11 protein-coding genes are annotated in these 14,464 nt (G+C 50.1%); 4 read left to right on the top strand and 7 right to left on the bottom strand.

Translation table 11 applies throughout. From position 1 onward, the window contains the following. Positions 1-3: 3 nt before the first annotated feature. From Q1B47_RS10395 to Q1B47_RS10380, 4 genes are all read right to left on the bottom strand, one after another. Positions 4-1,740 (bottom strand): hypothetical protein, encoded by a 1,737-nt coding sequence (locus tag Q1B47_RS10395; RefSeq protein ID WP_299792820.1) that lies wholly within the window; start codon positions 1,738-1,740, stop codon positions 4-6. Between the two features lie 774 nt (positions 1,741-2,514). Then, positions 2,515-3,282 carry a phosphoadenylyl-sulfate reductase gene (locus Q1B47_RS10390; RefSeq protein WP_299792817.1) on the bottom strand — a complete coding sequence of 256 codons (768 nt, stop codon included), beginning with the start codon at positions 3,280-3,282 and terminating at the stop codon, positions 2,515-2,517. Next, entirely contained in the window at positions 3,275-4,984 is a 1,710-nt protein-coding gene (gene cysI, locus Q1B47_RS10385) for an assimilatory sulfite reductase (NADPH) hemoprotein subunit (RefSeq protein WP_299793589.1), read from the bottom strand. Before cysI ends, Q1B47_RS10390 begins: the two co-directional genes overlap by 8 nt. A 117-nt stretch (positions 4,985-5,101) precedes the next feature. After that, a complete protein-coding gene (locus Q1B47_RS10380) occupies positions 5,102-6,880 on the bottom strand; it encodes an assimilatory sulfite reductase (NADPH) flavoprotein subunit (RefSeq protein ID WP_299792814.1) in 1,779 nt (592 codons plus the stop codon). A 358-nt stretch (positions 6,881-7,238) separates the two neighbouring features. On the opposite strand from Q1B47_RS10380, the gene Q1B47_RS10375 reads away from it, so the two are divergent. Together Q1B47_RS10375 and Q1B47_RS10370 are read left to right on the top strand one after the other, a co-directional pair. Continuing rightward, positions 7,239-8,615 carry a MipA/OmpV family protein gene (locus Q1B47_RS10375; RefSeq protein ID WP_299792811.1) on the top strand — a complete coding sequence of 459 codons (1,377 nt, stop codon included), beginning with the start codon at positions 7,239-7,241 and terminating at the stop codon, positions 8,613-8,615. 349 nt (positions 8,616-8,964) lie between these two features. Beyond that, positions 8,965-9,225, top strand: coding sequence for a hypothetical protein (locus Q1B47_RS10370; protein ID WP_299792808.1), 261 nt, complete (start codon positions 8,965-8,967; stop codon positions 9,223-9,225). A gap of 119 nt (positions 9,226-9,344) precedes the next feature. Here Q1B47_RS10370 and Q1B47_RS10365 read toward each other — a convergent pair whose 3' ends face one another. The 3 genes from Q1B47_RS10365 to hldE all read right to left on the bottom strand — a co-directional run bounded on the left by Q1B47_RS10365 (position 9,345) and on the right by hldE (position 12,243). After that, positions 9,345-9,824, bottom strand: coding sequence for a TetR/AcrR family transcriptional regulator (locus tag Q1B47_RS10365; protein WP_299792805.1), 480 nt, complete (start codon positions 9,822-9,824; stop codon positions 9,345-9,347). Positions 9,825-9,952: 128 nt separating this feature from the next. After that, positions 9,953-10,816: a hypothetical protein gene (locus tag Q1B47_RS10360; RefSeq protein ID WP_299792802.1), complete on the bottom strand. Its 864-nt coding sequence runs from the start codon at positions 10,814-10,816 to the stop codon at positions 9,953-9,955. Continuing rightward, positions 10,813-12,243: a bifunctional D-glycero-beta-D-manno-heptose-7-phosphate kinase/D-glycero-beta-D-manno-heptose 1-phosphate adenylyltransferase HldE gene (gene hldE / locus Q1B47_RS10355; RefSeq protein WP_299792799.1), complete on the bottom strand. Its 1,431-nt coding sequence runs from the start codon at positions 12,241-12,243 to the stop codon at positions 10,813-10,815. Before hldE ends, Q1B47_RS10360 begins: the two co-directional genes overlap by 4 nt. Positions 12,244-12,402: 159 nt before the next feature. Between hldE and Q1B47_RS10350 the strand changes: the two genes are divergently transcribed. Both Q1B47_RS10350 and Q1B47_RS10345 read left to right on the top strand, forming a co-directional pair. Then, positions 12,403-13,329 carry an LpxL/LpxP family Kdo(2)-lipid IV(A) lauroyl/palmitoleoyl acyltransferase gene (locus tag Q1B47_RS10350; RefSeq protein ID WP_299793587.1) on the top strand — a complete coding sequence of 309 codons (927 nt, stop codon included), beginning with the start codon at positions 12,403-12,405 and terminating at the stop codon, positions 13,327-13,329. Positions 13,330-13,976: 647 nt separating this feature from the next. Next, the gene (locus Q1B47_RS10345) at positions 13,977-14,390 is read left to right on the top strand and encodes an NUDIX hydrolase (protein ID WP_299792796.1); all 414 of its coding nucleotides are present in this window, start codon (positions 13,977-13,979) and stop codon (positions 14,388-14,390) included. The last annotated feature ends 74 nt before the right edge of the window (positions 14,391-14,464 follow it).

Genomic DNA, 14,464 nt, shown 5'->3' with positions numbered 1-14,464 from the left:
AACTTACTCTTCCGCCGGTGTAACTTTGTTATTGATATAGGAGTCGAAGATGATGCCTTGCGCATTGATATCCACGCCCATTTTCACCTGCATATCATAATCCTTCATCATAGAGAGCTCTTCGGGAAGCGGCTCCCCGGTCATCTCGGCAAAGGTCACGATTGGAGTAAATAACTTTTTATAATCTAAGGAAATGTTATACAAACCATTATCACTTAACGGCTCATTGGCAAGCTGCTCGGCGATGGACTCAGCCTTATCACCATTGAACAGCACCAGGTGATTGCCTTTTACTGCGATCTTCGGCTTGATACCATATTCAGCCGGCAGAGGAAGCAGGTGAGAGAGATCGATAACGCTACCGTCTTGACGCAGTTGAATATCAGCCAGCTCGGGGGCAAAAGGCTTTACCATGTTGAACAGCATTGCCGGATTATCGGCTGACAAACTTACGATGGCATCGACACTCTCAAGTTGTGGCTCACCCTGAAGGTCTGCAAAGGTATAATCGATAAGCGCAGCACTCACCCCTCTCACACCATTTGCCATACCGGTAAACATCCCTAACATGGCCGGGCTCTGACCCGACAGCTCCTGCTGAAACTCCTGCAGCACCTGACACTGGTATTGCGGCTGCAGTAGCTCATCCCAAACCGCGGTCAAGGAGGGCACCAGCTGATTGAGCTCAATGCCCACTCCCATCGAAAACACCGAGTCGCCCGAATTTTTTACATAGCCGGGTATGAAGCCACGCATCTTCTTCAACGCATTGAGCAGAGGCTGATTCTTACTCTCGATTATGGTGGAGATATCGAAGCTGCTCTGCTCATCTCTTATACTGACGCTGTTTAACCCAAATACGGTGCGCGGCCAGTTAGCGGTAATCGCTGAAAACTCTTGATGACACTCCGGAGTTCTCAGTCCGGCAAGGGGAGCTTCCCCCTCATGCTCAGAGAAAGCGGTAATCTGTCGAGCCAGCTGATTTCCCTCTTTCGTGGTGAGAGCTTTGACTATCTCCTGATGATTGATGTAGCCCACAGCCTCATCGCTGAAACCATGAGTGGAGATGATCTGCTCCAAAATGCCTGAATCGGCCAACGAGGATGGAACCGGACGAAGAGCCAAAGCCGTCTCAAGGGTAGGCTGATCGATAAACGCGCTATTGAGCGTCGCGGTTAGTAAGCCATCTTTTTGGGCAATCAGTAGCTCTAACTTGTCCGGATCGCCGATATCGCTGAGGGTATAGACCCGATACTCCAGTCCCTTCAGCATTCTGCTCTCATGGGTGTACCCACTCTCCTGCTCCGCCTTATCCAGCAGTGCCCAGATCGCCTCCGGCTTCTCCACCTCAAGTTTCATCACTGGTAAGATACCCAGAGTGTAGAAATAACTACGGACCTCTTCAGATAAGCCAAAGGTGGTGATAAATTGCTCACCGCTTTTCAGGCTGTCCATATAGGCACGACCCAGACTCAAGAGAAATGCAGCTCTCGTATCGTCAGACTGCTCTAACTCTGCAAAAAGCTCTTCGGGAGAGTGCTTATAACTTTGAGAGAGTGAATTCACATAAGACTTGATAGGGAAGGGCTTAAGCTGGCCAGAAAAAAGCGGAGTATCGGCGGGAATTGAGGCAAGTACACTGTCTGGTTGACCGGAAGCAGAACCAGGCATCTCTTGACTCAGCCAATATCCACCCGCACCAGCCGCGACCACGGCCGCCGCAATTAATAATCTCTTCATCCATCAAACTCCATTTTAAATTAACCAAATGAGTGTCTACCTATGAGGGCTCCCTGTAGACAGGTTTCAATATACTATATCGATGGTTCATATGGGAAGCCGCCTCCGGTGACCGCAATCGTACCAAACCTTTCAAAATCCACTGAGAGTGCCTAAGTTACAAACTAGCCAAAGAGGGGATATCTCATACCGGGAGTGTTAACACGTTTGCGGGAGTGGTTGACAGGGAAGGTATCAAGCAAAACCTGAGATACAACCTGAATAGCCACGTCGGGCTATTCAGGTGTAACGGCTTTTGATTAAGCAGGCGCCAGCAAGCCAATCAAAGTCACGCGCTCATTTCAGGCTGTGAAACGAGCAAGGTTTTTGTTTGCCGACGGCTCTGCCTGTGACTTTTAGTGAGCATCATCAAATGGGTGATGATAAAGGCTCAAGGAAGAACTAAAAAGCACTGAGTCCAACTCTACAGATGAGAGACTCGATACAGAACAGCATTCTAAAACCACCTACGGGAACCACAAACTATAGACTAAAAAAAGAGCTGTGCATAAGTTTGTGGGTATTTATGTACAAAAAAATTATAAAAATAAAACTAAAGTATAATCCCGGAAGATTAAAACTCGTAAAATTAGACAGATGACAACGGTGTCATGCGTATCCTGTTATCCACAAAGATGAATCGGCTCGCTCACTAGACAGTGATGAATATCGATTGAAAACAAAAGGAGCCACTAAACAGTGACTCCTCTACCTTAAGTGAAGAGGTGTATCGGCTTAGATCTCATAGTGCAGACCACACTCACGCTTCAAGCCATTGAAGCGTGTCTCCTCTTCGCTCATGCCTAACTCGAGCGGCTTACTGGAGTGAACATCTCCGACTGAGACATAACCTTGCTCCCATAATGGATGATAGGGGAGATCATGTTCGGTAAGATACTCATGGACATCTTTATTGTTCCACTCGAGGATCGGCAAGATCTTATAACGCGAACCATGAATAGCCAAAACCGGCAACGCCTCACGGGTACTCGATTGTGAGCGGCGCAAGCCGGCAAACCAGGTCCCCACCTTCAGCTCACTCAGTGCCCGCTGCATAGGTTCGACCTTATTCATACGATTATATTGATCTAACCCGTCTAAGCCTTTCTCCCACAGCAAGCCAAAACGCGCCTCCTGCCAGGCCGGTGTCATCGGCGATGCAAAAACCTTAAGGTTTAACTTTAACCGTTCGGTTAGCTCATCGATGAAGCGATACGTCTCGGAGAAGAGGTAACCGGTATCTGTCAGTATGACCGGAATATCCGCCTTCTGAGCGCTGAGCAGATGCAACATTACGGCAGCCTGGATCCCAAAACTTGATGAAAGCGCATGATTTCCAGGCAGATATTCGAGTCCCCAGCTAACCCTCTGAGCGGGAGTTAATTCAGCAAGAAACTGATTAATACGCTCGAGTTCGAGCCGCTGCTCGACTTCCGGGGCGTTCAATAACGCCAGGAGTTCATCGGCCGATACGACCGATTCCACCTTTAAAGAGTTAGCCATGAAAGTCCTTAGCGGCATCGATAACCGCCTTCACCACGCCGGAACGTACCGTGAAGTTACCAAAGGTTTCCCCCTCTTCACGCTCACTGACATAACGCGCAAACAAGAGATCCAGTTCAGATAAGATCTCGGCTTCCTGAATATTCTCACGATAGAGTTTATTCAGTCTGGTCCCTTCAAAACTGGCTCCGATATATAGGTTGTATCGTCCCGGTGCCTTACCCACCAGACCAATTTCGGCGGCAAAGGGTCTGGCACACCCGTTGGGGCATCCCGTCATACGGATCACTATGCCTTGATCCTTGAAACCATGTTTCTCCTGCAAGGCTTCAACCTTAGTCAGGAAATCGGGGAAGTAACGTTCCGCCTCGGCCATAGCCAGCGCACAGGTGGGCAGAGCCACACAGGCGATAGAGCGACCACGGGTTTCGCTGATTAGCTTACCCATCAAACCATGACTGCGAGCCAGGGCTTCGATCGCATCTTTATCCTCGTCGGCAACACCGGCGATGATGAAGTTTTGATTTGAGGTCATTCTAAAATCACCCTTGTGGATTTTAGCTATCTCCCTCAACCCTGTCTGTAGTGGTTGTCCCGGAAGGTCTTTGATTCGACCACCTTCGATAAAGAGTGTCAGGTGCCAGTTATTATCCACCCCTTTTATCCAGCCGTAACGATCGCCGCGATCGCCGATCACCACTTCACGCTTAGGCTCAAACTTAACACCGGCGCGCTTTTCAACTTCAGCCTTGAAGGCTTCGAAACCATGCTTGACTATGGTGTACTTGAGTCGCGACTGCTTACGGTTAGAGCGGTTCCCCCAGTCACGCTGAACCTTCAGTACAGCTTCGGCAAACTTGAGGGTGTCTTCGGCCTTAATAAAACCAAAGTCATCGGCTAGACGCGGGAAGGTCTCGACCTCGCCGTGGGTAGACCCCATACCACCACCGGCAACCAGGTTAAAACCTACAAGCTCCCCCTCTTGTGCAACGGCGATAAAGCCAAGATCATTGGTATAAACATCTACATCATTATCCGGCGGCACGGCGACGGCCATCTTAAACTTACGCGGCAGGTAAGTCTTACCGTAAACCGGCTCCACCTCATCTCCCTCACTGGTTGCAACCTTGTCATCTCCCAACCAGATCTCGGCATAGGCCTTGGTCCTTGGCAGATAGGTATCAGACAACTGTTTAGCCCAGTAATAAGCCTGCTCATGGAGGCGTGATTCGACAGGGTTCGGATTACACATCACGTTTCGGTTTACATCACCACAAGCCGCGATAGAGTCCAGTGCCTTCCTGTCCAGCCCCTGGATCAAGGTCTTAAGATTGCGCTTCGAGATCCCATGATATTGAAACGTCTGTCGGGTCGTGAGTCGAATGCTGTTGGAACTGGTCAATGTCGAGGCTATCTCATCGACACCCAGCCACTGGTCGGGTGTACACACCCCGCCGGCAACTCGGGCACGCAACATGAAGCTATAGAGAGGTTCAAGCTTCTGCTCTTTACGTTCGTTACGCAGATCCCGATCATCTTGCTGGTAAAAGCCGTGGAACTTGATCAACTGCTGATCGCCTTCGCTGAATGCGCCGGTGACAGCCGTATCCAGCCCCTCTTCAATACTTCCCCTGAGGTAGTCACTGTCGGTCTTCAGGTGTTCATTAACCGATAATTTCTCTTCAACATTTTCTACAGTCATGGCAACAGTCTCACTCATTCTCTATATGCAACGCTCAGGGGCGTCTCATCAATTCTCTTAATCGTTTCGAACACATTAAAGGGGGTTCGACCTATATCGAACCGCTCCTCTATGGGATCAATAGACATCTTTTTGGTAACGCTTAGCACTCCGCAGACCTTCGAAATACTCCTCGGCCTCATCAGGGGTCTTGCCGCCAAACTTAACTGCCACATCCAGCAGCGCCTGATGGACATCTTTCGCCATTCGCTCTGCGTCACCACAGATATACAGGTGAGCGCCGGACTCCAACCACTGCCATAACTCTTTCCCCTGTTCGGCAATACGGTGCTGAACGTAGATCTTATGCTCCTGATCTCGCGAGAAAGCCAGATCAAGACGGGCGAGCGAGCCATCTTTCAGATATTGCTGCCATTCGGTCTGATAGAGAAAATCTTGCTCGAAATGCGGATTACCGAAGAAAAGCCAGCTGTTCCCCTCGATCCCCCGGGCAGCTCTCTCCTGCATGAAGGCTCTGAAAGGGGCCACACCGGTTCCCGGGCCCACCATGATCACCGGTGTCTCAGGGTTTTCAGGCAACCTGAAGTGATTGTTAGGCTCGACATACACCTTGACTTCACTTCCCTCTTCGGCTTGAGCCAGGAATTGGGACGCACCACCGAACCGGGTTGTCCCTCCATGATCATCTTCAACCAGAGCAACGGTAAGGTGAACTTCAGACTCGACCTCTGCCTGACTCGAGGCGATAGAGTAGAGTCGAGGCGTGATAGGGCGAAGTAACTCGAGCAGCTGGGTCACAGTGATCTCGACTTCATAGTTAGCAACCAGATCGGCCAGCTGGTTATTAAGCACAAAATGACGGGTCAGCTTCTTATCTTCGACAATATTAAGCAGCTCCTCGCTACCGCTTAATGCGGCCCAGCCCTGAACCAGCCCTGGGTAGATCTGAGTCAGCTCTTTCTTCTCTATCAAGGCTTGTTTGAGGGTCAATGAGTCCTTACCTACCGTCACCGGCGTATCGCCATCGAGTGCCAGCTTAGCCAGGATCTCATCGACTAAACCCTCGGCATTGCTGAACCAGATGCCCAACGCATCGCCAACCCGATAGTTCAACCCTGATTCGTCCAGATCGATCTCAACATGGCGCACATCGCGGTCTGAGTCACGACCGGTAAGCTTTTGGCTAACCAGGATCTCAGCGGTATAGGGGTTTTGCTTGCTGTATTCACTCCCCGCCGCAGCTGGTGAGATAGAGACAACACTGGCACCTGAGGTCTGAATTAACGGCTTGACCGCCTCCAGTACACTCTGCTGCCACTGCTCTGCGGCTGACTCATAATCCACATCACACTCGACCAGAGGCTGAATCGCTGTGGCACCGAGCTTTGATAACCTCTCATCGAAATCTTTACCTGTCTGGCAGAAAAATTCATAACTTGAATCCCCCAGGGCCAACACCGAGTAGTTCAGGTTTTCGAGCTTGGGCGCACGCTTGGATGCCAGGAACTTATGCAGCTCTATCGCATCATCCGGTGCTTCCCCTTCACCATGGGTACTTACCACGGCCAGCAGCAGCGTCTCCTGCTTGAGCTGCCTGACCTTATAATCTGACATGGAGGCCAGGTTGACCGCATACCCTTGAGCCTGAGCCTTAGCAGCCAGCTCGGTGGCGATACCGCGACCGTTTCCGGTTTGGCTGCCATATAAAATAGTAATGGTTTGCGCAGGCTCCGTTTCCGCGACATTAACTGGGGTAGCCTGTCCGGCAGATGCAGACAGGTAACCTCCCACCCAGGCGAGTTGGATAGCATTCAGCTCAGAGGTGAGCTGCTTTAACTTATCCACCTGCCCCTGGGACAGGGGGGAAGCGAGTGATGAAAGCTCTTTTAGCAACATGAGAAACGGCCCTATATCAGTGTAATGTCGGTTAGCTTAGCCTCCACACAGAAAAGCAAAAAAGAATAAAATCTAATTTTTAATTCCTTTTTGATATATGTCGGTTCAAATATTCGGCTAAAAGTGAACAAATAACGACTAAATGGACAAGTTTCAGGCTGTTAGCTCACAGGCTTACGAAATAATGAAAGTGAAGGGGTGGCAGGAAATTACCTCAAGTGTGAAAAAAATGAGTTGAGTGGGTGAATAAGTGCTACCACAAAAGCTGGATCTTGGTACGAATTCTTTTTTAACTTTCTGTTTTCATTCTATACTGGCATCACAATCGGCATCACGAGTTTAATAATAACGACAAACTATGAATAATAACTCCCTACTCATTAGCTCCACTCTCGCACTGGCTCTGTCCGGCGCGGCGATCGCCTCTCCCGATAACCGGGAGAGTAATGAACTCACCGAAGCTTCGGCTCAGGTTTACCCAACCCGATATCAATCCGAAGATTGGGGTCTCGCTATGGGAGTAAGGCGAGGTGATATCCCCTATGCCGTCGACGATGATGAGGTTTACGATATCCTTCCTCTCATCAAATTCAGGAACGATTACTTCTTTGTCGATGGCATGGAGGCAGGCGCACACCTGTGGAAGAATGAAAACCATCAGGTCAACGCATACACGCGTTTCAGGTTTGTCGATATCCCCACCGAGCTGCAAAATGAGTCCCAATCGCAGGCTTTCGATTTTGGCCTCCAATACCGGTTTCTCAAGGGAGCCTGGGAAGCGGATATCGCATTTATGGCCGACTCGAACAAACGAAGCTACGGTTATTCAAGGACAAAATACCATTGGGAGTCCGGTGACTGGTACCTTAGCCCTTACGCCGAGCTACATTGGAAGAGTGCCGACTTCAATCAGTTTTACTATGGCCTGGATAAATATGACGCCTCGGGGGGAGTAGAGTTTAATGCTGGTATTACCGCACGTTATCACCTTATCAGTAACCTCTACCTATTGGGAAAACTGGGAGTGGGACGAATAGAAGAGGATATTGTTAACCTGCCTACCATAGACACTCAGTATCAATATGAGTCATTTTTCGGCTTAGGTTTCTATCCCGATTCAAACAAAAAGAAAGCTGCAGGCGCTCACCCGAGCCCACAGCTTAACTCAGACACAGACTCGGATGATGAGTTCATCAGAATCGCCCATGGCTGGGCGACCCCGTCGAATCTGAATGCTATCTTGTCATGGCAGACCAGAACCGATCCCTACAATAACCAGCTGACGTCGGTATTCTATGGAACCCGGCTCACCGAAACTCTGTTTACTCTGCCGATAGAGTTATATTTTACCCCCGGTGCCGTTTGGCATCACGACTCTGAAGTTCAGGGAAATTTGGCCGAGGGCGTCGTGGCGATAAAGGCATTTTACACCTTCGAGATCGGCCCCAGATGGCGTCTGGGTGTTGCTGAGGGCCTCTCCTATGTCAGCAGCGTGACTCATATCGAAGGCACCGAGATGGAGGAGAAGGGTTATAAGCCTTCTAAACTTCTTAACTTCCTCGACTTCTCATTAGATGTGAATATGGGCGACCTTTTCGGAAACAATGCTCTTAACAAGATGTGGCTGGGCTATAGCATCCATCATAGATCCGGGATCTACGAGAAGAGTTCAGCCTTTGGTCGTATCGGCGGAGGCAGTAACTATCAGACCGTCTACATTCAGTGGCACTTCTGATAGCCCTCCGATAATCCCTCTGGCAGACTGAGTTCCGCCGGCAAACAGTGCCTTAAGCCCGACAAGTCCGCTACCGCTCGGCGACAGATAAAGCTTAAGCTTAAACAGAAGCAAGGGCTTTATCACGGCTGACTGGCCAAAGTGATTTGGCCTCGCTCCTGTAGATTTATTTAAATAAAAATTTCACTTAAATATCCACCGACAAAACAGGGCGTTATTCAGGCTGTATATCACTTAAGTTACCATACGTATCCACTTGCTACTTGCATAAAAAGTCGACATCTGCTTATATAAGTTTGAGCTTATCTATAGGTGAAGGTGGGGAGTAGTTAACATGCAGGCATCGACCATGAACTCTTCTTTTGCAGAGTTCAATGACAGAAGGGTCAATCAACCTAATATCGAACAGCACTGGCACCGACTCTCTACGGCGCAAAGATTCGCCTTCTATACCCTTGCGAAACTGGGTTATCAACTACTCTTTGTCAGACAATCACAAAATGAGAAAACCGCGGTAGCAAGGCAGGATGACAGGTTAGTCACTATCGATGGTGATGGGGATATAGACTTCAATCCGACCCTTATTCTTCGTGAAAACAGGGCTGCATAAGATCGCGACTCAGCAGCTTTAAGTCCTTATCCGGATTAACAACATACAAGCACAAAAAAGGAGCCGACGCTCCTTTTTCTACCTTTATCGGTGAGCCGACTTACCTATACACAGCTCGGCTAGGCCGCCTCGGCTTCATTGGTCTGTGCAAGCAAGGCAACCGCACTCCTTCCCAACAGGTCACTGATAAGCCTGTCCCCCTCGGCTCCCAACTCCGAGACTGCGGTCTCTCTGGCCAGGGAGATAGCCCGAAACTGAGTTATCTCGCTGCCGGAATAACCACACAGACTAAAGAACAGGCGTAACACGGCAGCGTGTGTCGGTTGCTCCAGCGCGGCCATCCAGGAGCTTTCCAGTCGTGTCAGACTGGAGAAGTCTAAGCCGTCGATAAACAAGCGGGCGATGTTAGGATCTAATCGAGTTAAAAAGTCCACTTTGCGTGGAAAGTGGTGGCTGATGCCGGTCCTGCTTATCCCCGTCGCATCTGACAGAGTCGTATATGACATGGAACCATAGCCCAGCGTAAGCAGCTGACTTAGCACCTCGTCCAGTATTTGATTTATCGTTTGCTCGGTGTGAGCCTTTGATCGCTTAGCCATTGCCGATCCTCCGATCTTCTCGTCTATGCCATAGATGCTATCAAACAAGATTAGAGAATTCTTCAGTAAGGTGGCGAATAGCCAGGGTATCTGACTCTCGTTCAGCAAAGGTTCAGCTAATTGAGCCGTTAGTGGCCGGAGTTGGCATGAAAACCCTCATCTCCCGTCAACATCTTTCGCTCCTTCAACCAATCTCCGGCCGTTTTTTCCCCTAACAGCTCGGCTAGGGTGGGCTTGAGGTAGCGTCCCAGCTCTGCTTTACGCCAGAACATATAGTCAGGCAAAGCTTGACTGACCTCAGTGCTGAAAGTTCGATGCACCAGACTGGAGAACTCGGCCAGAGTATCTGAGTCCGGAACAGTTATCAGGGGAAGAAACTCGCTCATCAGCGCGTTAAACGTATCGAACTGACTTAACTGCTGCGCCGAATACCGGCCGAGTAACTGAGACAAGACAGGTACCGTCCAGTGGGAGATGGCGGTGACACTCTGCATCATAGCCAGGTTTCTGCGGTGATACTGCTGCCAGATAAGCGCCAGGCTCCCTGTCTCCTTAACCGCTCGCCAGGCCAGATAGCAATCGGCAAGCCATTCGTGGCTATATGGCGTAAGCTCATCGATTAAACCATTATCGGTCAAGGCGATAGCTTCGAGATGCCCGGCTTCATGCCAGAGGGTCATCAGCTCTGTTTTTTCGAGTGGAAAGGAGAGAATTGAACCGGACAGGTTAACTGAGAGTGAACCCGGAATGTTCTTGGGAGATAAAACGATGACCCCGGCGATAGCCCTGTCCTCTACCGCCATCACCATGGCGCCTCTTTGACCCAATAGTTGATTAAAGCCGGAGGGCTTATCGGGTAACTGGTGGCGAGCCGGCAGGGGTAACCGGTGTAAACAGGCCTGCAGCGACGGCAACTCACACACCAGTGCCTGTTTTGAACCGATATCGATCCAAAACAGGCTGGCACTCAGAGCGAGCGCCGACCAGATCACTGATTAGCCATGATATTTTCGATAATAGCCGTGGTTGAGACGCCATCTTCGAAACAGAGTACCTTTACAGCTCCTCCGGCTGCGATGACCTCTTTACCACCCGCGATCTCCTCAACCTTATAATCTCCGCCTTTCACCAGCAGATCCGGCAGCAGTCTGGAGATGATACGTTGGGGAGTGTCTTCACTGAAAGGGACGACCCAATCGACCGAAGCCAGGCCGGCCAGAACCGCCATACGACGATCCGATGGATTAACCGGGCGCCCTTCGCCCTTGAGACGTTTAACAGAATCATCGTCATTGACGGCGACAATCAACCTGTCGCCCAGTTCTCTCGCCTGTTTCAGGTAACTCACATGCCCCGCATGCAGGATATCGAAACAACCGTTGGTCATCACGACTCGCTCTCCCCGCAATCTCGCCTGCTCCAGTGCATAGACCAACTGATCTTCGCTGACGGCACCAAAACCCGACTCACCGTGACTAACCGACAGCGCCTTAATCAACTCAATGCGGCTTACCGTAGAGGTACCCAGTTTAGCGACGACGATGCCCGCCGCCGTATTTGCTATAGCACAGGCCTGAGGAAGATCGCTCCCGGCCGCTAATGAGGTAGCAAGCGCCGAAATAACCGTATCGCCGGCGCCGGTCACATCATAGACTTCACGGGCGACGGTAGGAATATGTAACTCGGGAGCATCAGCGGTGATCAGGGTCATCCCTTTTTCAGAGCGGGTCACTAAGATAGCCTCAATATCAAACTCATTCAGCAGAGCTTGTGCCTTCTCAACCAGATCCGCCTCAGAGGTGACATGACCCACAACCGCCTCAAACTCACTCATGTTAGGGGTGATTAACGACGCTCCACGGTAGCGGGAAAAGTCGCTCCCCTTGGGGTCGACAAGTACCTTAACGCCTTTGGCTCTGGCCTTGGCTATGAACTCCTGAGGCTGGGTAATCGCCCCCTTGGCATAATCTGACAGCACAGCTACCGCCACACTGTCGAGCTCAGACTCAGAGTGAGCCAGCAGTGCCTGACTCTCTGCTACCGGGTAGGCTTCCTCGAAATCAAGACGGATAAGCTGCTGGTTTCTCGACATGACCCTCAGCTTAGTGATGGTAGGCTTATCCTCTACACAGTGCCATTTAGGCTCTACGCCCAACGCCTGAATCCCGGTAGTGAGCGCATCAGCCGCTTCATCCTTACCGACGATCCCAGCCAGAGAAACCTGACCGCCCAGGGTTGCAACATTGAGTGCTACGTTTGCGGCTCCACCGGGTCTGTCCTCACTCTGTGAGATCTTAACCACAGGCACTGGTGCTTCAGGCGAAATACGGCCGGTAGGGCCTGTCCAGTAACGGTCTAACATCACGTCGCCGACGACTAATACCTTTGCTTTTTCAAATGCTGGTAGAGAAACCTTCATAACACTCTTGTCTTCTAAAAAAATGAATTATCGATTGTACCTAATTTTGCCTTCAACTAACAGGAGGGGCTGGCTGTGATAATACCCGATAATTTTCCCCCTTTTTGACGCTTATTTGCGTTAGAATACACGATAATTTTTCAAGATTTCGAGTTGACCGTGGTAGAGAAAGCCCAATTTTCAGCCCATTTATATCACCCCAAATACTGGCTACTCTGGCTGGGTGTCGCCTTGATGCGCCTCACCCAGATACTTCCGCTGCAGATCCAGATGAAACTGGGCGCCATGATAGGCAGATTGGCTAAGCGCCTCATGGGCAGCAGGGTAAATACGGCTAAGCGCAATTTAGAGCTCTGCTTCCCACAGATGACGGCCGAAGAACAGCAGAGTCTGCTTGAGCGCAACTTCGAAGAGACGGGAAAAGCCATCTTCGACACCATCAATGCCTGGTGGTGGTCAGATGCAAAGGTCAAGCGCCATATGACCATCAAGGGACAGGAGCATGTCAGAGATACTCTCGATAACGGCCAGGGGGTGATCCTGTTCGCGGTTCACTGCCTGCCACTGGAGATGGGGGCCAGAATCTTCGGTCAGTTCCAACCCGGCGTTGGTGTCTATCGTCCGCACGATAACCCAGTGATGGAATACCTGCAGGTGAAAGGACGCCTGCGTTCGAATAAGGCATTGGTACCCAAACGAGATCTGCGCCAGATGGTTCGCTGCCTGCGTAACCCCGATGTGATCTGGTACACCGCCGATCAGGACTTCGGGCGCTCCAGTGCCACCTTCATCCCCTTCTTCGCCATGCCCGACGCAGCCACCATCACAGGTGCAACGACGCTGGCACGTCTTGGCAAGGCCAAGGTGCTGCCTTTCAGCGTCGAGCGAAACGCCGATGACAAGGGGTACACCATCGAGATACTGCCGCCACTGGAGAACTTCCCCGGCGAGGATGAGGTAGCCGACGCCAAGCGTGGCAACGGGATCATCGAGCAGATAATCAACCAGAATCGCGCCCAGTATATGTGGCTGCACCGCAGGTTTAAGACCCGTCCCAATGAGGACGACCCATCCGTTTATAAGTAGATGTATAAATAGCCATTTCAATCACGGTTAGGATATGGCCCCGGAATTTATTTCGGGGCTTTTTTATGACCTTCGAATGAAGGTCTATTACATTTCTTTTTTAGCTTCTGGCTGAGTTGGTATTGGAGTGTGTGCTTGAAGCTCGTATCTTCATGCTCTTTCATCACCTGCGGTGAGCTTATGTGTAGATACTTCAGTGGCTCGCTGCAAGTACATCTGACCTCCATGGATGGAGAGAATGCCTAATTTTGTATGGAACAAAATGGGCCCTGTAGGCTCGACGATTTCAAACAACCTCCATGTTTAAATGCCAGTTCGATATCCCTATCTCCCGCTCGGCGAGTTTCACCTTGTGAAACCTCGCCATGCCATCAACGTCCACTGCCGCATCTACACAGTATTGTTCACAAGAAGGTTTCCCTCTTCGATTTGGCTTTTGCGCTATTTGGTTAAGTGTTATGCAGACCTCATTAACACCCATGCATTTTTTACCGAGCAGCTCTGAGTATGGAACGTCAGGAAATAACCTTTTACAGCAATGAGTTGTAGATGATACTTTTGCCTGACTGAACAAGCAGCTAAGAAGATTATCGGGCAGCGATTAAATAAGCTGCTAGGCAACATAGTTATCTGATAAGGAAGATATCGTGAATAAAGAAGTACGTGTAGGGGTTGCAACTGTCATTATTAGAGATGGCTGTATTTTGCTTGGTGAGCGTATTGGCTCTCATGGCTCACATACCTGGGCTACACCTGGCGGGCACCTTGAATTAGGCGAGAGCATCGAAGAGTGTGCGCAGAGAGAAGCGCTAGAAGAAACGGGTTTAGTCGTAGATTCGATAACAAAACTTGGCTTCACGAATGATATTTTCGAAAAAGAGAACAAGCATTACGTGACATTATTTGTAGTAGCATCATGCAAAGCAGGTGAGCCACGAGTCGCTGAGCCTGATAAATGTAAACAATGGAAGTGGTGCAGACTAGACGAACTGCCACATCCGCTATTCTTGCCACTGATTAATTTACTGGAGGAAAATCCAAGCCTCAAGGGGTTTGCCTAACAAGAGACTATGGCGTCAACAGCTAAATTTAAGCTTTTGGCGCTTCCCATAAAACACCATCTCTCAGCATTGAA

Origin of the sequence: uncultured Shewanella sp. (assembly GCF_947501225.1) — a bacterium.
Lineage (GTDB): Bacteria > Pseudomonadota > Gammaproteobacteria > Enterobacterales > Shewanellaceae > Shewanella.
Note: the sequence above shows the minus strand (reverse complement) of the source record. Positions and strands in the feature narration are given on the sequence as shown.